Raw genomic sequence first — 21,817 nt, forward strand, 5'->3', positions numbered from 1 at the left:
CGTGCCGGCGCGTCCGTCGCGGTGAGGTCGGTCACCCGGGGTCACGGGGATCCCCGGTCCGCCGTCGGCCCGATGCTGCGGTCCGGAGCATCCCAGATGTCGTTTATGCTGGTCAGAGAGGCTGTGCCGGCAGTGGTGCCGACGCCGTGGACGTCCTGGTGGCCGGGTGGGTCCGCACCTCGGGCTCCGGGGCCCGGGGGTGGGCAGCATTTGTTTTGACCCAGCTCCGTGAGGTAGGTACGCTCAAGCCTTGTGCCTGGGGTGTGCCTGGGCTCGGGTGCGTGTCCTCAACCGCACGGCGAGTCCGTAAGTGGCCACCGCAATCTGTGTCTCCTCTGCGTCACCGCAGGGGCGTGCAGTATTCGACACACCCGACCGCGTGGGTCGGAGAGTGTTCCAGGTTAGTTTCACGAACGGCACACAGAAACCGGAGAAGTAGTGCCTACGATCCAGCAGCTGGTCCGGAAGGGCCGGCAGGACAAGGTCGAGAAGAACAAGACGCCCGCGCTCGAGGGTTCGCCCCAGCGTCGTGGCGTCTGCACGCGTGTCTTCACGACCACCCCGAAGAAGCCGAACTCGGCGCTCCGCAAGGTCGCACGTGTGCGTCTGACCTCTGGTATCGAGGTCACGGCCTACATCCCGGGTGAGGGGCACAACCTGCAGGAGCACTCCATCGTGCTCGTGCGTGGTGGCCGTGTGAAGGACCTGCCGGGTGTTCGTTACAAGATCATCCGCGGTTCGCTCGACACCCAGGGTGTCAAGAACCGCAAGCAGGCCCGCAGCCGCTACGGCGCCAAGAAGGAGAAGTAAGAATGCCTCGTAAGGGCCCCGCCCCGAAGCGCCCGGTCATCATCGACCCGGTCTACAGCTCTCCTCTTGTCACGTCGCTGATCAACAAGATCCTGCTCGACGGCAAGCGTTCCACCGCCGAGCGGATCGTCTACGGCGCCATGGAAGGCCTCCGCGAGAAGACCGGCGCTGACCCGGTCATCACGCTGAAGCGCGCGCTCGAGAACGTCAAGCCGTCGCTCGAGGTCAAGTCCCGCCGTGTCGGTGGCGCCACCTACCAGGTGCCGATCGAGGTCAAGCCCGGTCGTGCCGCCACCCTCTCGCTGCGCTGGATCGTGGGTTACTCCCGCGCCCGCCGTGAGAAGACCATGACCGAGCGCCTCATGAACGAGCTGCTCGACGCCTCCAACGGTCTTGGCGCTGCCGTCAAGAAGCGCGAGGACACCCACAAGATGGCCGAGTCCAACAAGGCCTTCGCGCACTACCGCTGGTAGTCGCTCACCCCATCGAGACCGAGAGAAGATTGAGCCTTATGGCCACCACTTCGCTTGACCTGGCCAAGGTCCGCAACATCGGGATCATGGCCCACATCGACGCGGGCAAGACGACCACCACTGAGCGGATCCTCTTCTACACCGGCGTCTCGTACAAGATCGGTGAAGTCCACGACGGCGCAGCCACGATGGACTGGATGGAGCAGGAGCAGGAGCGCGGCATCACCATCACGTCCGCCGCGACGACCTGTCACTGGCCGCTCAACGATGTTGACCACACCATCAACATCATCGACACCCCGGGTCACGTCGACTTCACCGTCGAGGTGGAGCGTTCGCTCCGCGTCCTCGACGGCGCCGTCACCGTGTTCGACGGTGTGGCCGGCGTCGAGCCGCAGTCCGAGACCGTCTGGCGTCAGGCGGACCGCTACGGCGTGCCGCGTATCTGCTTCGTCAACAAGCTCGACCGCACCGGCGCCGAGTTCCACCGTTGTGTCGACATGATCGTCGACCGCCTCGGTGCGGTTCCGCTCGTCATGCAGCTCCCCATCGGCGCCGAAGCCGACTTCAAGGGCGTCGTCGACCTCGTGTCGATGAAGGCCTTCGTGTGGCCCGAAGAGGCCGCCAAGGGCGAGATGTACAACACGGTCGAGATCCCCGACACGCACAAGGAGGCCGCCGAGGAATGGCGCGGCAAGCTCCTTGAGGCCGTCGCGGAGAACGACGACCAGATGATGGAGCTGTACCTCGAGGGCAACGAGCCCACCGAGGAGCAGCTGCACGAGGCGATCCGTCGGATCACCCTCGCGTCGAAGGGCTCGGCCGACTCCGTCACCGTGACCCCCGTCTTCTGTGGCACCGCGTTCAAGAACAAGGGCGTCCAGCCCCTGCTCGACGCGGTCGTCCGCTACCTGCCTTCCCCCCTGGACGTCGAGGCCATCGAAGGCCACGACGTCAAGGACCCGGAGCTGGTCATCAAGCGCAAGCCTTCGGACGACGAGCCGTTCTCCGGCCTGGCGTTCAAGATCGCGAGTGACCCGCACCTGGGCAAGCTCACCTTCGTCCGGATCTACTCCGGTCGCCTCGAGGCCGGCACCGCGGTGCTGAACTCGGTCAAGGGCAAGAAGGAGCGCATCGGCAAGATCTACCGCATGCACGCGAACAAGCGTGAGGAGATCGCGTCGGTGGGCGCCGGTGACATCGTCGCCGTCATGGGTCTCAAGCAGACCACCACGGGTGAGACGCTGTCCGACGACAAGAACCCGGTGATCCTGGAGTCCATGGACTTCCCGGCGCCGGTCATTCAGGTCGCCATCGAGCCCAAGTCCAAGGGTGACCAGGAGAAGCTGGGTGTCGCCATCCAGCGCCTCTCGGAGGAGGACCCCTCCTTCCAGGTGCACTCCGACGAGGAGACCGGCCAGACCATCATCGGTGGTATGGGCGAGCTCCACCTCGAGGTGCTCGTCGACCGCATGAAGCGCGAGTTCCGCGTCGAGGCGAACGTCGGCAAGCCCCAGGTCGCTTACCGCGAGACGATCCGCAAGACCGTCGAGCGCATCGACTACACGCACAAGAAGCAGACTGGTGGTACCGGCCAGTTCGCGAAGGTGCAGATCGCCCTCGAGCCCATCGAGGGTGGCGACGCCTCCTACGAGTTCGTCAACAAGGTCACCGGTGGCCGCATCCCCCGTGAGTACATTCCCTCGGTGGACGCGGGTGCTCAGGAAGCCATGCAGTTCGGCATCCTGGCCGGTTACGAGATGGTCGGCGTCCGCGTCACCCTTCTCGACGGTGGTTACCACGAGGTCGACTCCTCGGAGCTCGCCTTCAAGATCGCCGGTTCGCAGGCGTTCAAGGAGGGTGCCCGCAAGGCGTCCCCCGTGCTCCTCGAGCCGATGATGGCCGTCGAGGTCACCACGCCCGAGGACTACATGGGCGATGTCATCGGCGACCTCAACTCCCGCCGTGGCCAGATCCAGGCCATGGAGGAGCGCAGCGGCGCTCGCGTCGTGAAGGGCCTCGTGCCCCTCTCGGAGATGTTCGGCTACGTCGGAGACCTCCGCAGCAAGACCTCGGGTCGCGCAAGCTACTCGATGCAGTTCGACTCCTACGCCGAGGTTCCGCGGAACGTCGCCGAGGAGATCATCGCGAAGGCCAAGGGCGAGTAACTCTTCCGAGCTCACGCTTTAGGCTTGTCACCGGAGCCCGGTAGGGCATCCGCCGTGATGCGCAAGCAACACGGCGGATGCCCCCGGCACCGGCATTCCAGCAAAGATCACCTGGCGCCGATGAAGCAAGGCGTACAGAACCACTCAGGAGGACCCCAGTGGCGAAGGCAAAGTTCGAGCGGACTAAGCCGCACGTCAACATCGGCACCATCGGTCACATCGACCACGGTAAGACGACCCTCACGGCCGCCATTACCAAGGTGCTGCACGACGCGTACCCGGACCTGAACGAGGCCTCGGCCTTCGACCAGATCGACAAGGCTCCTGAGGAGCGCCAGCGCGGTATCACGATCTCGATCGCGCACGTCGAGTACCAGACGGAGTCGCGTCACTACGCGCACGTCGACTGCCCGGGTCACGCCGACTACATCAAGAACATGATCACGGGTGCGGCGCAGATGGACGGCGCCATCCTCGTGGTCGCGGCCACCGACGGCCCGATGCCGCAGACCAAGGAGCACGTGCTCCTGGCCCGCCAGGTAGGCGTGCCGTACATCGTCGTCGCCCTGAACAAGGCCGACATGGTGGACGACGAGGAGATCCTGGAGCTCGTCGAGCTCGAGGTTCGTGAGCTCCTCTCCGAGTACGAGTTCCCGGGCGACGACCTTCCGGTCGTCAAGGTCTCGGCGCTCAAGGCCCTCGAGGGCGACGCCGAGTGGGGCAAGACCGTTCTCGACCTGATGAAGGCCGTCGACGAGTCCATCCCGCAGCCCGAGCGTGACGTCGAGAAGCCGTTCCTCATGCCGATCGAGGACGTCTTCACGATCACCGGTCGCGGTACGGTCGTCACCGGCCGCATCGAGCGTGGTGTCCTGAAGGTCAACGAGACCGTCGACATCGTCGGTATCAAGACCGAGAAGACCACCACCACGGTCACCGGCATCGAGATGTTCCGCAAGCTGCTCGACGAGGGCCAGGCCGGTGAGAACGTCGGTCTGCTCCTCCGTGGCATCAAGCGCGAGGACGTCGAGCGCGGCCAGGTCATCATCAAGCCGGGTTCGGTCACGCCGCACACGGAGTTCCAGGCGCAGTCCTACATCCTGTCGAAGGACGAGGGTGGCCGTCACACCCCGTTCTTCAACAACTACCGCCCGCAGTTCTACTTCCGTACCACGGACGTGACGGGCGTTGTGACCCTTCCCGAGGGCACCGAGATGGTCATGCCGGGTGACAACACCCTCATGGACGTCGCGCTGATCCAGCCGGTCGCCATGGAAGAGGGCCTGAAGTTCGCCATCCGTGAGGGTGGCCGGACCGTGGGCGCCGGCCAGGTCACCAAGATCATCAAGTAGTCACTTGATCGTCTGACCTGGTTGCTCCGCACAGAGCACCAGAAGGGCCCCGCACCTCTCTCGGGAGGTGCGGGGCCCTTCGCCGTGTCCGGGACCGGAGGCCGACCGGGGGCTGGGCGTCGGGTCACGCGCCTACGGCCGCCAGATCCAGGGCAGCGCGTCCGTGCCCAGCCCCGCCGCGACCGGCCGGCCGCCCTCCGCTCCGAGGTGGAGCACGGCCCCGTCCAGGGCCACGGAGCCGTGCGACCGTACGAAACGGGCGCCGCCCGTGTACAGGTGGAGGCGGCCCTCGGCGGTGAGCCCGAGCAGGGCGGGTCCGCTCGGGGCGGACGCCGCGGCGACGGGTCCGTAGCCGTCGAAGCCCGGTAGCTCCGCCGTCTCTCCCGCGCGCACGGTGGTCAGCCCGGGGCGGGCCTCCGCACGGTAGAACAGCTCGACGGATCCGTCCGGGGCGGGCAGGGCGGCCGGGGGAGTGCCGGGCACCGGGCCGGCGTCGATCTGGGTGCGGGCGGTCAGGCCCTGGCCCGGGCCGTCCTGTGTCCAGTGGTGCACGGCGTGGTGACCGGCTCCGTACACATGGACGAGGCCGTCACCGTCCACCGCCACGCTGAGGCCGTCCTGGATCTCGCCGCCGCCCATGTCCCGCCAGCCGCCCCACCGGCCGTCCCGCTCGCGCACCCGGGTGCTGAGACCTTTCTCCGCGTTGCGTACGAAGAGGTGGACGCGGCCGTCCGGTGCTGTGACAGCCACCGGCACTCCGATGCGGCGGCCCTCGTCCCGGCCGGGTGAGGGGTTGCCGAGGCCGTGCCAGGCGAGGAACCCGTCTCCCGCCGCCCGCTGTTCCAGCAACACGATCTCGCGTTCGTCGTCGCCGCCGTGACCGGAGAGCGCCGCGAACCGGAGCCCGAACAGCAGCAGCCGTCCGCCGTCCGCGAGGGCACTGCCCAGCACCGGGGCGAGCGGCCCGCCGCCGAGGTCCTCGGGGGCGTCCCACATGCCGCTGCCGGCCTCTGCCTCACGCCACCGGACCAGCCGCAGGCCCAGGACGGCGTACGCGTGGAGGCGGCCCCCCGGGCTTTCGGTGAGCACCGTGCGGGGACCCGGGTAGCGGTGGTGGGTGGAGCGGACCCAGCCCTTGCGGTTGGTCAGCGGGCGGTCGCCGCCGACGTTGTAGTCGCCGCATCCGGCCGGGTTGCCGCAGTCCCAGCCGGGCGCACCGCCGTAGGGCACGAGGTGGGCGGCCTTGGGGCCGAGGACGGCGGGCGGGAGGTTCTTGGGCCAGTGCCGGTTGTAGTACCCGCGGTATGCGGCCACCGCGAACGACGGCACCTCGCCGCCCGCCGCGGTGGCCCCGGCCACCCACCGGATCAGCGCAGCCCAGGCGAAGCAGGCCGCGGCGGTGTGGTCCGCGTGGTCGGAGTAGCCCCGCTGTTCGCTGTCCCGGCGGCGCGCGGCCTCCGTGCCGCGCTGGACGTCCGGATCGGGGTCGAGGGTGTGGACCACGGTGGGCCGGTAGTGCTCCAGCAACCGCACGAGGACGTCGACGAGCCCGTCGTACGTGTACGAGCCCGGGTGGCGCACCGGTGAGCCGTCGGCCACGACGGTGCGCAGGGAGAGGCGCCGGTCCTCCCAGAGGCTGGGCAGCCCGGGCCGGTGGCGGCCGGTGTGCATGGCGGTGTCGAGGAAGACCAGGTCCACCCTGCGCCGCCCGTCGCCGAGGGTGGCGATCTCGGCGCGGTGGCGCCCGCCCAGTTCCATGACGGATGTCTCCCAGGGCGTGAACACGTCCTGTCCCAGGAGGGCCGCGTACGCCTGCCGGAGTCCCTGGCGGCGTGCGGAGGAGTAGGCGGCCTTGTCGGGTGCGGGGCGCGGGGCGCCGGGCACCTTGTTGAGGCCGTCGGCCTCGCCCGCCGTCAGATACACGCAGACCACCCGCGTCCCGGCGTCGAGGGCCTGCCGCGTGTCCGGGTTCATGAAGTACAGGTCGTCGTCCGGGTGGGCGAGGAACTGCAGGACCAGGGCGCGGCTGCCGGTGCTGATGGGCCGGCCGGGCGCGGGGTCCGGGGCTGTGTCCGTACGGCGCGGGGGCGGCACGGAGCAGGCGCTCAGGGCGCCGAGGGCGGCCGTGATCACGACAGCGCGCCGGCGCACGCCGTTTCCGGGCAGGCCGGTTCCATCCGTCACGCCGTGTGCTCCGTCCGTTCCCCCCGCAGCGGACGGGCAGGTGCCCAGGGCTGCGTACCGCTGTCGTGCGAGGGGGAAGACGGGTGTCCGCCCCGGCGGGTTGCCTCGGGCGGCCCGGCGGGGTGTCGGCTAGCCCGTCACGGCCGCCGTGACCGTCGCGATGAGGGCCAGCGCGGGCTGGGCGATGTCGGCCGCCCCGGCCAGCAGTTCGCGAAGGCGCTCCGCCCGCAGCCGGAAGGCGCCGGCGTCCGGCTCGCCGGAGAGCGTGGCCAGGTCGTGCACCGCTTGGGCGGCCTCGTCGCGCTCCGTGTCGGACAGCTCGGCGCTGGAGAGGGTCAGTCCCAGCAACTGCCGCAGGTCGTCGGCACAGGGCGTGGTTCCGTGCTGGTTCTGGAAGTCCTGGACGACCGTGTCCTTGGGGCGGTTGATGAACGTCGTGTTCTGCCCGTTGAAGTGGAAGTTCTCCGTCATGACGGCCCCCGATGTGCCCGAAGTGAGAATGACCTTGCAGTTGTTGAGCTGATACCCGGTGTGGGGCGCGGGAGTCCGCCGCAGTGCCGCGCTGATGGCGTGCTGGGCCTCCGCGACCCGTGCGAACGCCTCCTCGTCCCGGTCGCGGGCGCTGCGCAGCAGCAGGTCGCGCAGCACCGTCGGGCCGTCGCCCACCGCCGCGGCCCGCAGGTCGTCGTACTCCAGCCGTCGGTCGTCGCGCGTACCGGGCTGTCCGCCCAGCGCCTCGGCGATGCGGCCGAACAGGGTGCGGAAGTAGCGGGGGGTGGACTCCTCGACGGGGAAGACGACCTTCTGCTTGCCCCACGGCAGGTCGGCCCGGCCGTTGAACAGGACGAGGCAGGGCAGGAGCGCGGGGTCCACCTTCAGGAGCGAGGCGATCCGGTAGGCGCCCTGCGGGTCGTACGGCTGCCAGCGCAGCCACTGCATCGGCGCCAGCACCTGGTAGAGCTCCGGTTCGAGGCGGCTGCGCCAGTAGGCCCGTGCGTCGGCCCACCGAGTCCGGCGCTCCATCACGAAGACGCGCGTCGAGGGACCGGAGAGCGCGTCGAGGTCCTCGAAGTGGGTACGGACGTACGTCGCCAGCTCGGTATCGGCGGACGTGTAGAGCAGGACGCCCCACAGCACGCCGCCGCTGTCGGGGGCGCCGCCCTGCATCGCGAACTGCATGCGTTCGAGCAGGGCGGCGGGATTGGGACTGCGGGCAAGCCTGTACATGCCCTCGGCCGGGCGCTCGATACACAGGACGATCAGATCGCCGTCGCCCAGGCCGTACGCGCCGAGCGTCGCCCGGGGGTCGAGGCGCTCGTCCGTGGCGGGGTCCGCCAGCCAGGTGCGCAGCACACCGTCGTCCCAGGGGAAGGCCGGCTCGTAGACGCGCTCGGGCTCGGCCACCCCTCGTCGCCGGGCTTCGCCGAGGGCGTCTGCCAGGCACTGCGCCACGGTGACGGACGGCGCCGCGGACATCTCGAACGCCCGGCCCAGGACCGCCGCGTGCAGGTCGCGCCACCGGGCCGAGCCGTCCACTGCCGTCCCGGACGCGGCGGCGAAGGACTCCGGTCGGCGCACGCGGCGCGCCGCCTCGTTTCCGTACGGGCCGTGGAACGCGGAGAAGTCACCCTCGACGACGTCGACCAGCAGACGCATCCGGCCTCCCCCTCTGCCCTCGCGATCCGCCCCGGCGGTGACGTGCGGGCCGATCAGTGCCGACATGGAGATCGTCCCTGCCCGGGGAACCGGTGAGTGGGGGTCCCCGAGATCCCTGCCAGTCCATCACAACAGTGCCACCGAGTGTTCGTTTCACCGTCCTCGATCGCTTACCCGGCATGGAGTTGCGCTGACGCGAATCGATCCGTCATGCCACGCACTCCACCGCGTCCCCCGCAGCGTGGTCGGTGCCCTGCTGGGCTGCGGGCTGTCACCTGTTCGGGACGGAGCCGTGTGCCTGGTTCCGCGGGGGGATGCACGGTGGTCCGGGTGACCGGGTTGCCCGGCGGCCGGGGCTGCTCCGGGCAGTGGCTCAGGACCTGCCGCGTCCGGTTTCGTGAGCGGGTCCGTCAGCGCGCTGATCCGGCGGCGAGCCGGGTGAGCGTGCCACGACGCCAGACCGCGCGGAGGTTGAGGGTGTCGCTGATGGTGGTGGTGGGGTCGCCGTCCACCAGGAGCAGGTCGGCGCGCAGCCCCTCGGCGATCCGGCCGCGGTCAGCCAGGCCGAAACGGCGCGCGGGGGTCAGGGTGGCGGCCCGCAGGGCCTGAACCGGCGTGAGGCCGGCCCGGACGAGGTACTGCAGCTCGTGGTGGACGCCGGCGCCGTGGACCATGCCTCCGAGGAAGGGCAGCGGCATGGGGGCGGCGTCGGTGCCGGCGAGAAGATCGACCCCGGCGTCGTGCAGCGCCCTGACCGAGGCCAGGACGTCCTCCACCTTGCCCTGGGGGTAGCGGTTGTAGCTGCTGCGCAGGGTCTCGGTCCACGCGGGGTCCAGACGTGAGCCGACGCGCGGGTCGTCGGCGAGATCCGATCCGGTGATGCCCGTCATCGAGGCGTTCAGGACGACACAGGGGGCGACGAACGCGCCGGAGGCGGCGATGAGTCCGATGATCTCGTCGGTGTGCGGCTGGTCCATGAAGAGGTGGGCGAGGCCGTCGACGCCTGCTTCGATCGCCATCCGCGTCGCGTCGACCGTGAGGGTGTGGGCGATCGCCAGCATCCCGTGCCGGTGCGCCTCGGCGACCCCGGCGTTCAGCGTCGCCTGGTCGAGCATGGGCAGACCGGGGTGCCCCTCGACGGAGCCGTCGTCGACCATGAACTTGATGTAGTCCGATCCGGCGGCGACGAGCTGCGGAATGTAGCCGACCGCTTCGGCGGGGGTGCTGGAGAACGGCATCAGCGGAGCCCGGCCGTGACCCCGCTGCGCATCGGGGCCCGATTCTCCGTGGCCCGGTTCCCCCCGGTCCGTCTCTCCGTGGCCGCCCGGCTCGAAGTCCTCGGGGAGCAGTTCGCTGGGGTGGCCGCCCGGCGGAGTGATGCCGAAACCCGAGGAGCGGACGTCAGCGACGGAGTCGTCGCCGAGCAGGTGCTCGCGGTTGCCCCTGGTGTACATGCCCTGCATCTCCAGCTCCGTGGTCACACCGAACCGCAGCGCCAGCGCGAGCCCGGCCTCGGAGGTGTGGACGTGGGAGTCGATCAGACCCGGCAGAAGCGTGGCGCCCGAGGCGTCGACGATGTCCGCCCCGGCGGGCGGCTCGCCGCCGATCGCGGCGATTCGGGTGCCGTCCAACAGGACGGTGGTCTCTTCACGGACGCGCTCGCCGTCGAACACACGGGCGCCGGTGATGGCCGTAACCATGCTGCTCCACCTCTCTTCGCGGGCCCGAGGGCCCTGCGGCGAACTTCCTCACCGCGTCGGTCAGCTCAATGCTACGCGCAACTCCATGCATGATTGCACGCAACTGCTGTTTGCAAGCTTCTGCGGTAGGGTCGTGGCGTGACGTTCTCCGATGCCTCGAGCCCGCAGGGAGAGGCTTTGCTGGATGCCGTCGGCGCGGCTTTCGCCCGTCTCAGGCGGCGCACCATGCAGGCTCCCGTCGACCCTCCGGTGGGCCGTAAGGACCTCAAGCGCAATCTGGTCCTCAACCTCGTCGACGAGGCGACCGAGGCGGGCAGGGACATCACGGTCGGCGGGCTCGCCGATCAGCTGATGGTCGACCCGTCCGTGGCCAGCCGGATGGCGAGCGACTGCATCACCCACGGCTATCTGGTGCGCACGGCCTCGCAACAGGACGGCAGGCGCACCGTGCTCAGGCTGACCGAGGACGGCATGGCCCTTCTCGGCCACTTCCGCAGTCAGCAGCGGCAGGCCTTCGAGCACATCACCCGTGACTGGCCCGCTTCCGAACGCGTCGAATTCGCGCGCCTGCTCCTCAAGTACGCCGACGCCACGGCCCAACTCCCCACGCCCGGCGGCGAGAACAGCTCCACGGCGCGGTGAGTCCGCCGCTCCGGCGGCTCCTGCCACGGGATGTCCGGGGCCGAGCGTCACGTGATCGTCACCGTTCGTTTCGCACTCTTGTGCGCACGCTGCGCTCTGGCATCAACTGGTCCGAGGAGCCGTGTGGGGGAGTGGAACAGAACAGTGAGCAGCAGAACGCCGTCAGGAGAGCCGCCCGAGCGTCCGGACGAGGGGGGTGCCGTCTCCGACGAACAGTGGGCGGAGCTCGTCCGGCGGGCTGAGAGCGGCGGTGGCGACGCGCCGAAGGAGCCGTCGGCCCGGGCCCGGATGGTCACCGCGCGCCTGCGCGCGCTGGACGAGGAGGCCGCCGGGGAGCGCCGGGGACGTAAGGACGGCCGGCAGGAGGCCTGGCAACCGGACGGCTGGCGCACCGGTCCCGCGTGGCAGGACGGGAGGAGCCGCTCCCGCAAGCGGCGGCGCGTTGCCGGGGTGCTGGGAATCCTGGTCGTCGCCGGGGTCCTGGTGGTCACCATGCGGCCGAGCCTGGTGACCGACCGCCTGCCGGGAGCGGACGTATCGGTCGACACCCTGCCCGCCGACGCGCCCGCTCCGGACGGACCCACCCGCGAAGAACCGTTCCGCGGGTCGCCCGCACTCCGGTGGGCGGACGGTGCAGCCGGGATCGAGATCCCGGCTGCGAAGGCGGTCGGCGGCATGAGCGAGGACCAGGTCGAGCAGGCGTTGAGGGCGACCAGGCAGCTGCTCGTCGAAGCGAATCTGGACCCGGTGACACTGCGGGGCGACAGGCCCCGGGAGGCGCTTGAACTGCTCGATCCTCTGCAGAAGGGCGAACGCGACCGGCTCGAACGGTCACTCGACCGGCCCGACGTGGAACACGATCCGCTGATGCTCTTCACCCGGTTCGACCCGGGCGAGGCGCTGCTGGTGGGAGATGTCGTCAAGACGCGGGGGGAGATGACGTTCGAAGCGGGTGACCCGGGCTCGGTCGAGGTGCACGCCGACTACACCTTCGTCTACCCGCTGTCGAAGCCGGGCGGCGACGAGATGACGCGCACGATCGTGCGGCGCAGGCTCACGACCGCGCTGCACGACCCGGAGAAGTTCGTGGCGACGCCCGGCAAGCTCTCCGTGATCAGCTCGCAGCAGAACGTCGGCAACACCGCCTGCGAGCTGTACGACGGCTTCCTGCACCCGTCCTTCCCGAGTGACCGGCCGGACCCCTACCGCAAGGGGCCGGACGTGGACCCCTACGACCGCGACGCATGGCAGCCCGAAGGGGCGTGCGGGAAGCTCACGCGTACGTGAGACGTGCCCGGGGGACGCGCACGGACCGTCACGCCGTCGCGCGGGCCCGGGGCGCGCACGTCGGCCCACGCGGGCCGGGCATCCTGATCAGGATGCCCGGCCCGGGGCCTTCGCCGGGCCCGTCAGGCCGCCGTGCCCGTCCCGGATCCGCAGTCGCGGCAGTGGCCGGGGAGGCGTGAGCGGAAGGCGCGGTCGCAGCGGTCGCAGTTCTGCATCGGGATGACGAGCGTGCCGGGGCGGACGGCCACCAGTTCCCGGGCACCGGGCAGCGGAGGCGGCAGCAGGACCGTGATGCGGTGCCGCAGGAGCTTGGCCGGGTGTTTCAGGGGCACGGGAAGATCCGCGGTGAGCGCGTGCCGGATCGCGTCGGCGTCCGCGTCGCGCTCCAGCCAGGCGATGACCCCCGGAGCGAGCATCCCGATGTCCCCCTCCGACAGGGTGAGCTGCGGCGCCAGGCGGCGGAGATCCGCCAGGATCGCCCTGGCCGCACGGTGCGGCTCGGGGCAGGCCGCCTGCGGACGCGGCATCGGGGGAGGGGGCGCCGGCCGTGCGGTGGGTGCCGGTGCGAGCACGGGGGCGGTCGGCGGCACCTCGGCGCACTCGGATGCGGTGACCTGGGGAGACTCGGGCGGTGCGGGCGGCGGGGCGTCCGGGGTGAGGGCTTCTGCCAGGAGCACCGGCACGCTCTCCGGCGGTGGTGTCAGCGGCCCGCCGCGCCCCCCGCTCCCCGGACGTGCGGGCACGAGATCGGCCGGGGGCGCGGGCTCGACCCGCAGCAGGGACTCGCCCTGCCGCGCCGGTGCGCGGTGGGTTGCGCCGCGGGGCGCCCGGGCGGTGACCGAGGCGGACGCGGTGCCGCGCCTTCCGTCTCCGGGGCGCGGGCGCACGACGGCGGACGGCGCCACGGCTCCCGGCTGGTTGTACGACACGGTGCGCGTGCAGATCCGGCCGTTCGGCAGGCGTTCGCGGCTGCGGCGCAGATAGCCGGTGGCTTCCAGCTCCCGCAGCGCGGCGGCGATGCGGACCTCGCTCTCGGGGAACCGTTCGGCGAGGCGCTTCACGCCGATCCTGGCACCGGCGGGCAGCGACTGGATGTGCACGGCCAGCCCGATCGCGACCAAGGACAGTGCCCGGTGCTGACTGAGGTGGTTGCCGATCACGGTGAAGGCCGCGGTGTGCCGGACGGTGACGTGGACGACACCGGCGGACGGCGTGAGGCCCCCGGAGACGGGGGACGGGGCGCACGGGGGCGCGCTAACCTGCTGGGTATCCATCGGGAAGGTGCTTCTTCCTCGTGGTCAGGCCCTCGCCCGGGATTCCCGTCCCGGCGGGGGCCGTCGCATGTCTGTGGTTGTCGCGGCGAGCATATGACAGCCAACCCATGGCAAATCCAGCCCAGTTGCCATATGTCACCCGCGCGGGTGACCAGGCCGGAGCAGGGTCGGGTCGGGTTGGGTTGGGGAGGGTTGTTTCCCGAGTCCTCAAAAGCTTTTAGCGTCGTGCGCCGCCGGGACGTGGCCCACCGCCTCGCGGTCCACGAGGTCGCGGTCAACCGGGTCGTGGTCGGCCGCGACCCGGTGCGAGCGGTGCGGAGCGAGGTCCAGTTCGGCCCAGACCGTCTTGCGCGGCACCGGCCCGCACGTCACGCCCCAGCGATCGGCCAGCGCCTCCACGATCAGCAGACCCCGCCCCGACCCGGCCTCGCGGGCAGGGGCCCCGGTCCGCGGCAGAGCCTCGCCACGGGCGTCGGTGACCTCGATCCGCAGCCACCCGCCGCACCGGGCGGACACGTCCAGCCGGAAGTCCCGGCCCGGCACGCGACCATGCCGCACGGCGTTGGACGCCAGCTCCGCCACGATCTGCGCGGCCGACTCCACGGGAAGGCCCCAGGCACCCAGGTGGGCCACGGCCAGCAGGCGCGCGAGCCTGGCTCCCCGCCGAGTGGGGGAGAGGAGCACCGAGAAGGCATGGACGGGAGCGGAACGCACGGTTCGGGTGATTTCTCGACTCATGTCACTCAGCGTGTTCGTTTCATGGCTACTCTCGAAAGGGATGGCGCCCGTGCGGAGAGCCCTTGTCCGGCTGCGGCCGTGCGCTGTCCGGCCTGTACGCCGAGCCGTGGTGGCGGCGGTCGTCGTTGGGCACGGAGGCGCAGGGGCACGACGGAGGCGGACGGGAAAATGAGCGGGGACAGCGGGGCACCGGCAGGCGTCGGCGAAGCGGGGGACGGCGTGGGCGGTTCGCGTTGGGACGGAGGACTGGAGGACGACTCCGGAGCCGTGATGAAGGCCGTCGGCCGGCAGATCAAGCTGTGGCGGGAGGCGGCCGGTCTGCGGCAGTCGGAGCTGGGCGCCGCCATCGGCTACAGCGAGGAGATGGTGTCCTGCGTCGAGCGGGGCAGACGGGCACCGAAGCCGGAGTTCCTCGACGGCGCGGACAGGATCCTGGGCGCCGAAGGGAAGATCGCGGCGATGCGGGGCGACGTCGCCGAGGCCCGCTATCCCAAGAAGGTGCGGGACCTGGCCCGGATCGAGCGGGAGGCGGTGGAGCTCGGCGCCTACGGCAACCACAACGTGCACGGCCTTCTCCAGACGGAGGAGTACGCGCGAGCGCTGTTCGAGATGAGACGGCCGGCCCTCTCGCCGGACGACCTGGACCGCTTCGTCTCCGCCCGGCTGGCCCGCCAGGAGATCTTCACGCGTACGCCCCTGGTGACGCTCACCTTCGTGCAGGAGGAGGTCACGCTGCGGCGCCCGCTCGGCGGGCGGGCGGTGCTGCGCCGACAGCTCGAACGCCTGTTGGAGGTAGCGCAGTTGAGGCACGTGGAGTTCCAGGTAATGCCGACGGACCGGGAGGACCACGCGGGGATGGGCGGGCAGCTCCAACTGCTGAGGCTCAAGGACGGAACAGGGGTCGGGTACTCCGAGGCCCAGCTGACAACCCGCTTGGTGTCCGAGCCGAAAGAGGCCCACCTTCTCGAACTCAGGTATGGAATCATCCGGGCGCAGGCTCTCAGTCCCCGGGAGTCGCTGGCCTTCGTCGAGAAAGCGCTGGGTGAGACATGAGCCTCAGGTCCTCCGGAAAGGCCTCCGCGCCGGAGTGGTTCAAGAGCAGCTACAGCGGCAGCGACAACAACGACTGTGTCGAGGTGGCCCGGTCCTCCGAAGCCGTCCGCGTGCGCGACTCCAAGGACGTGCCTGGCCCGGAGATCGGCGTGGGCGCACAGGCATGGAGCCGGTTCGTGGCGTACGCCGCTCGCTGACCCGCCGAGGTTCCGGCCTGCGGCCTCACGCCCGGGGGCGGCGGACCATGTACACGTCGACGGGGTCCTCGCGCTCCAGGGTGAACCCGTGGCGCTCGTACAGGCCACGGGCAGCGCTGCCCTGGAGGACCTGCAGCCGGACCGCCACGCCCTCGGCGTCGGCGCGGGCCAGGAGCCCGGTGAGGACAGAGGTGCCTATGCCCCTGCCCTGGAGTTCCGGGGCGAGGTAGAAGTTCTCCAGCCACCAGCCGTCCTCGGAAGGGCGCAGAGTGACGCAGCCCGAGAGTGTCCCCTCCCCCTCTGCCACGACCACGGACGTGTGCTCGGGCAGGTAGGAGTCCCGCAGGCGCTGCCGCACGCGGTGCTCGTCGTAACGCCCCAGACGCTCCAGGTCGGGGCGCATCACGACGGCCCTCAGCTCGGCCATGACTTCCAGGTCCTCGGATGCGGCGGGGCGCAGGCCCCAGCTCCGGACGGTGCTCGTCGACATGGCCCGGATTCAAGCAGCCGGGCCCGCGTCGGTGCGTAGGTGTCTCAGTTCTGCTGGAACAGGTCCGTCGCCGAGGACGCGCTGAGGGCCAGGGTCAGATAGCGGTCGAGCGCCCCGGGATCGGTGCATTCCCTGATGCGGGCGCTGATCTCACCGCTCACGGTGATCCCGCGCTGCTCCAGCACCTGCACCACGGCCTCCGCCTTGCCTTCGGCCTTGCCTTCGGCCCTGCCCTCGGCGCGCAGGCGCTGTGAGGATTCCGAGCGGAAGAAAGACAGGTCCACGGCCATGAGGTCCCTCCAGATCTGAGCGGCTGGGGACGTGCCCAGCCCGAGTTCGGTGAGCTCGCCGAAGATGACCGCTGTCTCTTCGTCGAGGGTCTTCAACGCGGTGGCCAGCGCTTCGAGTATGGCAGGCGCATTCGGGTCCTTACCATGTGTAATCGCCGAGAACGTGGCGAGGGGGACATCGCGAGCGGCCACCGAGGGATCGGTCACGGCGGGCACATTGTGCGGACCCAGCACCAGCGGCCGGACTGTGAGCGAGGCCCATTCCGGCGGGCCGATGCGGATGGGCCGCGCCGCCCACAGGGCCGTGGCCTCGTCCTGGCAGACGACGAGCAGCACGGGAGCGATGCCGTACTTGGCGTTGAGGTGGGCGAGATAGTAGGTCCAGCTGCTCGGCTTGGACGGGTCCTTCTTCCCCTGGGACTCGACGGCCAGCAGGTACGGTCTGCCATCGGCGGTCTCCACCCGCAGCAGGGTGTCGAGACGGCGTTCCAGAGGCTGGGTCTCGGTGAGGTCCGTCGTGAGGACCGAAACGTCGACGGTGTCGGGAAAGGGGATGCCCAGGGCTCTGAACGTCCTGGTGAAGATGCCCGGATCTTCCTGGAAGATCCGGTTCATCGCCTCGTGCGATGAGTTGACCATGATCGGAAGCTATGGCCCGCCGCGCCTCTCGCCCTGCCGAAGGAGGAGACAGTTGCCGGAAGAGGTGATCCCTCGAACGGCCGGCCGGGCGTTCCGAACAGCGGCTCTGCGGCGCACCGATGGGTGTCCGCGTTTGACCGGTCCCTCGCAGGGGGTAAGATCCCGGACCCGATTGGCCAGGCCCACGGGCCGTATGGCACACTAGCCAGGTTGCTCGGTTGAGTGTCAATGCTGCACGCCTCCCGCCGGGAGGACCGGAAGCGAGTCCCACAGTACTCGTCGACCCCCAGGGTCGGACGTACGGGAATCTTTCGGGAAGTGCCAGTGGGGCACCGGCCAGGCGCCCGGTGGGGTTTCGCCCCCGGCAGCGCGGTTTCGGCCCGCACCCCCTTGGTTGGGAAATCCTTCGGGAGATCTACGTAGAGGGGATGCGACACGCCCGACCGCGTGGGTCGGAGGCGAGGTTACGAGAACCGCCGGGTCCCAGAGCGTTATGAGAGACAGGACTACTAGTAGCCATGGCGGGACAGAAGATCCGCATCCGGCTCAAGGCCTACGACCACGAGGTCATCGACTCCTCGGCGAAGAAGATCGTCGAGACGGTGACCCGCACTGGTGCGTCGGTCGCAGGCCCGGTGCCGCTGCCCACTGAGAAGAACGTGTACTGCGTCATCAAGTCGCCGCACAAGTACAAGGACTCTCGCGAGCACTTCGAGATGCGCACGCACAAGCGCCTCATCGACATCCTCGACCCCACGCCGAAGACGGTTGACTCGCTGATGCGTCTCGACCTGCCGGCCGGCGTCGACATCGAGATCAAGCTCTGAGGGGACGGGCCGAGATGAGCAAGAACATCAAGGGCGTCCTGGGCGAGAAGCTCGGCATGACCCAGGTCTGGGACGAGAACAACCGGGTTGTCCCGGTGACCGTCGTCAAGGCCGGTCCGTGCGTCGTGACGCAGGTCCGCACGAACGACAGCGACGGCTACGAGTCGGTCCAGATCGCCTTCGGCGAGATCGACCCGCGCAAGGTGAACAAGCCCCTCAAGGGCCACTTCGCCAAGGCCGACGTCACCCCGCGCCGCCACCTGGTGGAGCTCCGCACCCCTGACGCCAGCGAGTACACGCTGGGCCAGGAGGTCACTGCCGAGGTGTTCGAGTCCGGCGTCAAGGTCGACGTCACGGGCAAGAGCAAGGGCAAGGGCTTCGCCGGTGTCATGAAGCGTCACAACTTCAAGGGCCTCGGCGCCGGTCACGGCGTCCAGCGCAAGCACCGTTCCCCCGGTTCGATCGGTGGCTGCGCCACCCCTGGGCGTGTCTTCAAGGGCATGCGCATGGCCGGTCGCATGGGTAACGAGCGCGTCACCACCCAGAACCTGACCATCCACGCGGTTGACGCGGAGAAGGGTCTGCTCCTCATCAAGGGCGCAGTCCCCGGTCCGAACGGCGGCCTCGTCCTGGTCCGTACCGCGGCCAAGGGGGCTTGAGGTAATGAGCACCATTGACATCCTTTCGCCGGCAGGCGACAAGGCCGGTACCGTCGAGCTCCCCGCGGAGATCTTCGACGCGAAGACCAGCGTTCCGCTGATCCACCAGGTCGTTGTCGCACAGCTGGCAGCTGCCCGTCAGGGCACGCACAAGACCAAGCGTCGCGGCGAAGTCCGTGGTGGTGGCCGCAAGCCGTACCGCCAGAAGGGCACCGGCCGCGCCCGCCAGGGTTCGACCCGCGCGCCGCAGTTCGCCGGCGGTGGCGTCGTCCACGGCCCGCAGCCGCGTGACTACTCGCAGCGCACCCCGAAGAAGATGAAGGCCGCCGCCCTCCGCGGTGCCCTCTCGGACCGGGCGCGTCACTCCCGCATCCACGTCGTCACCGGCGTGGTCGAGGGTGGGATCTCCACCAAGGCCGCCAAGACGCTGTTCGGCAAGATCTCGGAGCGCAGCAACCTGCTCCTGGTCGTCGAGCGTGCCGACGAGGCCGCGTGGCTGTCCGCTCGCAACCTGCCCCAGGTGCACATCCTGGAGCCGGGCCAGCTGAACACGTACGACGTGATCGTCTCTGACGACGTGGTCTTCACCCAGGCCGCTTTCGAGTCCTTCGTGTCTGGCCCCCAGACCGCTGAGACCGAAGGGAGCGCCGCCTGATGAGTGAGGCGACCGTTACCAGCAAGACCTACTCGGACCCGCGTGACGTTCTCGTCAAGCCCGTCGTGTCCGAGAAGAGCTACGCGCTGCTCGACGAGAACAAGTACACCTTCATCGTCGCGCCCGGCTCCAACAAGACCCAGATCAAGCAGGCCGTGGAAGCGGTCTTCTCGGTCAAGGTCACCGGGGTCAACACGATCAACCGGCAGGGCAAGCGCAAGCGGACCAAGACCGGCTTCGGCAAGCGCGCTGACACCAAGCGCGCCATCGTGACCCTCGCCGAGGGCGACCGTATCGACATCTTCGGCGGCCCGACCTCCTAGTGAGGTCGAGTCGTCCGGAATCGGACGAGGACTGAGAAATGGGTATCCGCAAGTACAAGCCGACGACCCCGGGCCGTCGTGGCTCCAGCGTCGCCGACTTTGTCGAGATCACGCGGTCCACGCCGGAGAAGTCGCTGGTCCGCCCCCTGCACAGCAAGGGCGGCCGTAACAACGCCGGTCGTGTGACCGTTCGCCACCAGGGCGGTGGCCACAAGCGCGCCTACCGCGTGATCGACTTCCGTCGTCACGACAAGGACGGCGTGCCGGCCAAGGTCGCGCACATCGAGTACGACCCGAACCGCACCGCGCGCATCGCGCTGCTGCACTACGCGGACGGCGAGAAGCGTTACATCGTCGCCCCCCGTGGTCTGTCGCAGGGTGACCGCGTCGAGAACGGTCCGACCGCAGACATCAAGCCGGGCAACAACCTGGCGCTGCGCAACATCCCGGTCGGTACGACCATCCACGCCATCGAGCTCCGGCCCGGCGGCGGTGCGAAGTTCGCCCGTTCCGCAGGTGCTTCGGTGCAGCTGCTGGCGAAGGAGGGCACCATGGCCCACCTTCGTATGCCTTCCGGAGAGATCCGGCTGGTCGACGCCCGCTGCCGCGCCACCATCGGTGAGGTCGGCAACGCCGAGCAGTCGAACATCAACTGGGGCAAGGCCGGCCGTATGCGCTGGAAGGGCGTTCGCCCGACCGTCCGCGGTGTCGCGATGAACCCGGTTGACCACCCGCACGGTGGTGGTGAAGGCAAGACCTCCGGTGGACGTCACCCGGTCTCGCCGTGGGGTCAGAAGGAGGGTCGTACTCGCTCGCCGAAGAAGGCATCGAGCAAGTACATCGTCCGCCGCCGCAAGACGAACAAGAAGCGCTAGGAGCGGGTTTAGATGCCGCGCAGTCTCAAGAAGGGGCCCTTCGTCGACGGCCACCTCATCAAGAAGGTGGACGTACAGAACGAGGCAGGCACCAAGAACGTCATCAAGACCTGGTCCCGTCGCTCGATGATCGTCCCGGCCATGCTGGGTCACACCATCGCGGTGCACAACGGCAAGATCCACGTCCCGGTGTTCGTCACCGAGTCGATGGTCGGCCACAAGCTCGGCGAGTTCTCGCCGACTCGCACCTTCCGCGGCCACGTCAAGGACGACCGGAAGTCGAAGCGCCGCTAACCGCGGGGTGGAAACGACTATGACTTACACCGAAGGGACAACCATGGAAGCCAGGGCCCAGGCGCGGTACATCCGCGTCACGCCCATGAAGGCCCGCCGCGTGGTGGACCTCATCCGTGGCATGGATGCCACGGAGGCTCAGGCGGTCCTGCGTTTCGCCCCGCAGGCCGCGAGCGTGCCGGTTGGCAAGGTGCTGGACAGCGCCATCGCCAACGCTGCACACAACTACGACCACACCGACGCCTCTTCGCTGGTCATCAGCGAGGCGTACGTGGACGAGGGCCCGACCCTGAAGCGGTTCCGTCCGCGTGCTCAGGGCCGTGCCTACCGGATCCGTAAGCGGACCAGCCACATCACCGTGGTCGTCAGCAGCAAGGAAGGAACCCGGTAATGGGCCAGAAGGTTAACCCGCATGGGTTCCGACTCGGCATTACCACGGACTTCAAGTCCCGTTGGTACGCCGACAAGCTGTACAAGGACTACGTCAAGGAAGACGTCGCCATTCGTCGCATGATGACGAAGGGCATGGAGCGGGCCGGCATCTCCAAGGTGGAGATCGAGCGCACCCGTGACCGCGTCCGCGTTGACATCCACACCGCCCGCCCGGGCATCGTCATCGGCCGCCGTGGCGCCGAGGCCGACCGCATCCGTGGCGAGCTGGAGAAGCTGACCGGCAAGCAGGTCCAGCTGAACATCCTCGAGGTCAAGAACCCCGAGGTGGACGCTCAGCTGGTGGCCCAGGCCGTCGCCGAGCAGCTCTCCTCCCGCGTCTCCTTCCGTCGTGCCATGCGCAAGAGCATGCAGAGCACGATGAAGGCCGGCGCCAAGGGCATCAAGATCCAGTGCGGTGGCCGCCTCGGCGGCGCCGAGATGTCCCGCTCGGAGTTCTACCGCGAGGGCCGTGTGCCCCTGCACACGCTCCGTGCGAACGTCGACTACGGCTTCTTCGAGGCCAAGACGACCTTCGGCCGCATCGGCGTGAAGGTCTGGATCTACAAGGGCGACGTCAAGAACATCGCCGAGGTTCGCGCCGAGAACGCCGCGGCCCGCGCCGGCAACCGTCCGGCTCGTGGCGGCGCTGACCGCCCGGCCGGCCGCGGTGGCCGTGGTGGCGAGCGTGGCGGCCGCGGCCGCAAGCCGCAGCAGTCCGCGCCGGCAGCCGAGGCCCCCAAGGCCGACGCTCCCGCCGCCGCTGCTCCGGCTGAGAGCACCGGAACGGAGGCCTGACCGA

The 21,817-nt window shown here is 69.5% G+C and carries 22 protein-coding genes and 1 pseudogene; 16 read left to right on the forward strand and 7 right to left on the reverse strand.

The genetic code is table 11. The features are described from left to right. The first annotated feature begins 438 nt into the window (after positions 1–438). From rpsL to tuf, 4 genes are all read left to right on the forward strand, one after another. Positions 439–810 (forward strand): 30S ribosomal protein S12, encoded by a 372-nt coding sequence (gene rpsL, locus OHT61_RS19255; RefSeq protein WP_003948652.1) that lies wholly within the window; start codon positions 439–441, stop codon positions 808–810. 2 nt (positions 811–812) lie between these two features. Next, positions 813–1,283, forward strand: a complete 471-nt coding sequence (gene rpsG, locus OHT61_RS19260) for a 30S ribosomal protein S7 (RefSeq protein ID WP_014154599.1) — start codon at positions 813–815, stop codon at positions 1,281–1,283. A 38-nt stretch (positions 1,284–1,321) separates the two neighbouring features. Beyond that, positions 1,322–3,451, forward strand: coding sequence for an elongation factor G (fusA, locus tag OHT61_RS19265; RefSeq protein ID WP_327115694.1), 2,130 nt, complete (start codon positions 1,322–1,324; stop codon positions 3,449–3,451). 158 nt (positions 3,452–3,609) lie between these two features. Next, positions 3,610–4,803, forward strand: a complete 1,194-nt coding sequence (gene tuf / locus OHT61_RS19270) for an elongation factor Tu (RefSeq protein ID WP_327115692.1) — start codon at positions 3,610–3,612, stop codon at positions 4,801–4,803. Between the two features lie 132 nt (positions 4,804–4,935). Here tuf and OHT61_RS19275 read toward each other — a convergent pair whose 3' ends face one another. The 3 genes from OHT61_RS19275 to OHT61_RS19285 form a co-directional block, all read right to left on the reverse strand. Beyond that, the gene (locus OHT61_RS19275) at positions 4,936–6,987 is read right to left on the reverse strand and encodes a PIG-L family deacetylase (RefSeq protein WP_443049477.1); all 2,052 of its coding nucleotides are present in this window, start codon (positions 6,985–6,987) and stop codon (positions 4,936–4,938) included. A 129-nt stretch (positions 6,988–7,116) separates the two neighbouring features. Next, on the reverse strand, positions 7,117–8,709 hold the full coding sequence (locus tag OHT61_RS19280; RefSeq protein WP_329040031.1) for a hypothetical protein: 1,593 nt from the start codon (positions 8,707–8,709) through the stop codon (positions 7,117–7,119). A gap of 344 nt (positions 8,710–9,053) precedes the next feature. After that, positions 9,054–10,343 (reverse strand): amidohydrolase family protein, encoded by a 1,290-nt coding sequence (locus tag OHT61_RS19285; protein WP_329040032.1) that lies wholly within the window; start codon positions 10,341–10,343, stop codon positions 9,054–9,056. 138 nt (positions 10,344–10,481) lie between these two features. Here OHT61_RS19285 and OHT61_RS19290 point away from each other — a divergent pair, with 138 nt between their 5' ends. Both OHT61_RS19290 and OHT61_RS19295 read left to right on the forward strand, forming a co-directional pair. Further along, entirely contained in the window at positions 10,482–10,985 is a 504-nt protein-coding gene (locus OHT61_RS19290; RefSeq protein ID WP_329040033.1) for a MarR family winged helix-turn-helix transcriptional regulator, read from the forward strand. A 144-nt stretch (positions 10,986–11,129) separates the two neighbouring features. Then, positions 11,130–12,272, forward strand: coding sequence for a hypothetical protein (locus tag OHT61_RS19295; RefSeq protein WP_329040034.1), 1,143 nt, complete (start codon positions 11,130–11,132; stop codon positions 12,270–12,272). Positions 12,273–12,394: 122 nt separating this feature from the next. Here the strand turns inward: OHT61_RS19295 and OHT61_RS19300 are convergent, their stop codons facing one another. Together OHT61_RS19300 and OHT61_RS19305 are read right to left on the reverse strand one after the other, a co-directional pair. Further along, entirely contained in the window at positions 12,395–13,546 is a 1,152-nt protein-coding gene (locus OHT61_RS19300; protein WP_329040035.1) for a helix-turn-helix domain-containing protein, read from the reverse strand. A 315-nt stretch (positions 13,547–13,861) separates the two neighbouring features. Further along, positions 13,862–14,284 (reverse strand): annotated as a pseudogene (locus tag OHT61_RS19305) (ATP-binding protein); the annotation flags it as partial. A 168-nt stretch (positions 14,285–14,452) separates the two neighbouring features. On the opposite strand from OHT61_RS19305, the gene OHT61_RS19310 reads away from it, so the two are divergent. Together OHT61_RS19310 and OHT61_RS19315 are read left to right on the forward strand one after the other, a co-directional pair. Continuing rightward, complete coding sequence (locus OHT61_RS19310; protein WP_443049479.1) at positions 14,453–15,337, forward strand: helix-turn-helix domain-containing protein; 885 nt, start codon at positions 14,453–14,455, stop codon at positions 15,335–15,337. Continuing rightward, entirely contained in the window at positions 15,334–15,534 is a 201-nt protein-coding gene (locus OHT61_RS19315) for a DUF397 domain-containing protein (RefSeq protein WP_329040036.1), read from the forward strand. The genes OHT61_RS19310 and OHT61_RS19315 overlap by 4 nt, the downstream gene beginning before the upstream one ends. 25 nt (positions 15,535–15,559) lie before the next feature. Here the strand turns inward: OHT61_RS19315 and OHT61_RS19320 are convergent, their stop codons facing one another. Both OHT61_RS19320 and OHT61_RS19325 read right to left on the reverse strand, forming a co-directional pair. After that, a complete protein-coding gene (locus OHT61_RS19320) occupies positions 15,560–16,024 on the reverse strand; it encodes a GNAT family N-acetyltransferase (protein WP_329040037.1) in 465 nt (154 codons plus the stop codon). A 44-nt stretch (positions 16,025–16,068) separates the two neighbouring features. Beyond that, positions 16,069–16,953 carry a hypothetical protein gene (locus OHT61_RS19325; RefSeq protein ID WP_329040038.1) on the reverse strand — a complete coding sequence of 295 codons (885 nt, stop codon included), beginning with the start codon at positions 16,951–16,953 and terminating at the stop codon, positions 16,069–16,071. A gap of 518 nt (positions 16,954–17,471) precedes the next feature. Here OHT61_RS19325 and rpsJ point away from each other — a divergent pair. From rpsJ to rpsC, 8 genes are read left to right on the forward strand one after another with little or no spacing between them, the layout of a single operon-like run. Next, positions 17,472–17,780 carry a 30S ribosomal protein S10 gene (rpsJ, locus tag OHT61_RS19330; protein WP_003948644.1) on the forward strand — a complete coding sequence of 103 codons (309 nt, stop codon included), beginning with the start codon at positions 17,472–17,474 and terminating at the stop codon, positions 17,778–17,780. 14 nt (positions 17,781–17,794) lie between these two features. Further along, positions 17,795–18,439 carry a 50S ribosomal protein L3 gene (rplC, locus tag OHT61_RS19335; RefSeq protein ID WP_014154591.1) on the forward strand — a complete coding sequence of 215 codons (645 nt, stop codon included), beginning with the start codon at positions 17,795–17,797 and terminating at the stop codon, positions 18,437–18,439. Positions 18,440–18,443: 4 nt separating this feature from the next. After that, positions 18,444–19,094, forward strand: coding sequence for a 50S ribosomal protein L4 (rplD, locus tag OHT61_RS19340; protein ID WP_329040039.1), 651 nt, complete (start codon positions 18,444–18,446; stop codon positions 19,092–19,094). Then, the gene (rplW, locus tag OHT61_RS19345; protein ID WP_014154589.1) at positions 19,094–19,417 is read left to right on the forward strand and encodes a 50S ribosomal protein L23; all 324 of its coding nucleotides are present in this window, start codon (positions 19,094–19,096) and stop codon (positions 19,415–19,417) included. Before rplD ends, rplW begins: the two co-directional genes overlap by 1 nt. A 38-nt stretch (positions 19,418–19,455) precedes the next feature. Further along, a complete protein-coding gene (gene rplB, locus OHT61_RS19350) occupies positions 19,456–20,292 on the forward strand; it encodes a 50S ribosomal protein L2 (protein WP_056796589.1) in 837 nt (278 codons plus the stop codon). A 12-nt stretch (positions 20,293–20,304) separates the two neighbouring features. Further along, complete coding sequence (gene rpsS / locus OHT61_RS19355; RefSeq protein ID WP_003966956.1) at positions 20,305–20,586, forward strand: 30S ribosomal protein S19; 282 nt, start codon at positions 20,305–20,307, stop codon at positions 20,584–20,586. A gap of 43 nt (positions 20,587–20,629) precedes the next feature. Continuing rightward, complete coding sequence (gene rplV, locus OHT61_RS19360) at positions 20,630–20,977, forward strand: 50S ribosomal protein L22 (RefSeq protein WP_004571827.1); 348 nt, start codon at positions 20,630–20,632, stop codon at positions 20,975–20,977. Then, positions 20,977–21,813, forward strand: coding sequence for a 30S ribosomal protein S3 (rpsC, locus tag OHT61_RS19365; protein ID WP_014047784.1), 837 nt, complete (start codon positions 20,977–20,979; stop codon positions 21,811–21,813). The genes rplV and rpsC overlap by 1 nt, the downstream gene beginning before the upstream one ends. The last annotated feature ends 4 nt before the right edge of the window (positions 21,814–21,817 follow it).

Source organism: Streptomyces sp. NBC_00178 (genome assembly GCF_036206005.1).
Taxonomy (GTDB): domain Bacteria; phylum Actinomycetota; class Actinomycetes; order Streptomycetales; family Streptomycetaceae; genus Streptomyces.

Coding starts and splice junctions, on each gene's coding strand:
- rpsG (WP_014154599.1), top strand. CDS start 813: ATGCCTCGTAAGGGCCCCGCCCCGAAGCGCCCGGTCATCATCGACCCG.
- fusA (WP_327115694.1), top strand. CDS start 1,322: ATGGCCACCACTTCGCTTGACCTGGCCAAGGTCCGCAACATCGGGATC.
- OHT61_RS19280 (WP_329040031.1), bottom strand. CDS start 8,709: ATGTCGGCACTGATCGGCCCGCACGTCACCGCCGGGGCGGATCGCGAG.
- OHT61_RS19285 (WP_329040032.1), bottom strand. CDS start 10,343: ATGGTTACGGCCATCACCGGCGCCCGTGTGTTCGACGGCGAGCGCGTC.
- OHT61_RS19300 (WP_329040035.1), bottom strand. CDS start 13,546: ATGGATACCCAGCAGGTTAGCGCGCCCCCGTGCGCCCCGTCCCCCGTC.
- OHT61_RS19310 (WP_443049479.1), top strand. CDS start 14,453: ATGAGCGGGGACAGCGGGGCACCGGCAGGCGTCGGCGAAGCGGGGGAC.
- OHT61_RS19315 (WP_329040036.1), top strand. CDS start 15,334: ATGAGCCTCAGGTCCTCCGGAAAGGCCTCCGCGCCGGAGTGGTTCAAG.
- OHT61_RS19320 (WP_329040037.1), bottom strand. CDS start 16,024: ATGTCGACGAGCACCGTCCGGAGCTGGGGCCTGCGCCCCGCCGCATCC.
- OHT61_RS19325 (WP_329040038.1), bottom strand. CDS start 16,953: ATGGTCAACTCATCGCACGAGGCGATGAACCGGATCTTCCAGGAAGAT.
- rpsJ (WP_003948644.1), top strand. CDS start 17,472: ATGGCGGGACAGAAGATCCGCATCCGGCTCAAGGCCTACGACCACGAG.
- rplC (WP_014154591.1), top strand. CDS start 17,795: ATGAGCAAGAACATCAAGGGCGTCCTGGGCGAGAAGCTCGGCATGACC.
- rplD (WP_329040039.1), top strand. CDS start 18,444: ATGAGCACCATTGACATCCTTTCGCCGGCAGGCGACAAGGCCGGTACC.
- rplW (WP_014154589.1), top strand. CDS start 19,094: ATGAGTGAGGCGACCGTTACCAGCAAGACCTACTCGGACCCGCGTGAC.
- rplB (WP_056796589.1), top strand. CDS start 19,456: ATGGGTATCCGCAAGTACAAGCCGACGACCCCGGGCCGTCGTGGCTCC.
- rpsS (WP_003966956.1), top strand. CDS start 20,305: ATGCCGCGCAGTCTCAAGAAGGGGCCCTTCGTCGACGGCCACCTCATC.
- rplV (WP_004571827.1), top strand. CDS start 20,630: ATGGAAGCCAGGGCCCAGGCGCGGTACATCCGCGTCACGCCCATGAAG.
- rpsC (WP_014047784.1), top strand. CDS start 20,977: ATGGGCCAGAAGGTTAACCCGCATGGGTTCCGACTCGGCATTACCACG.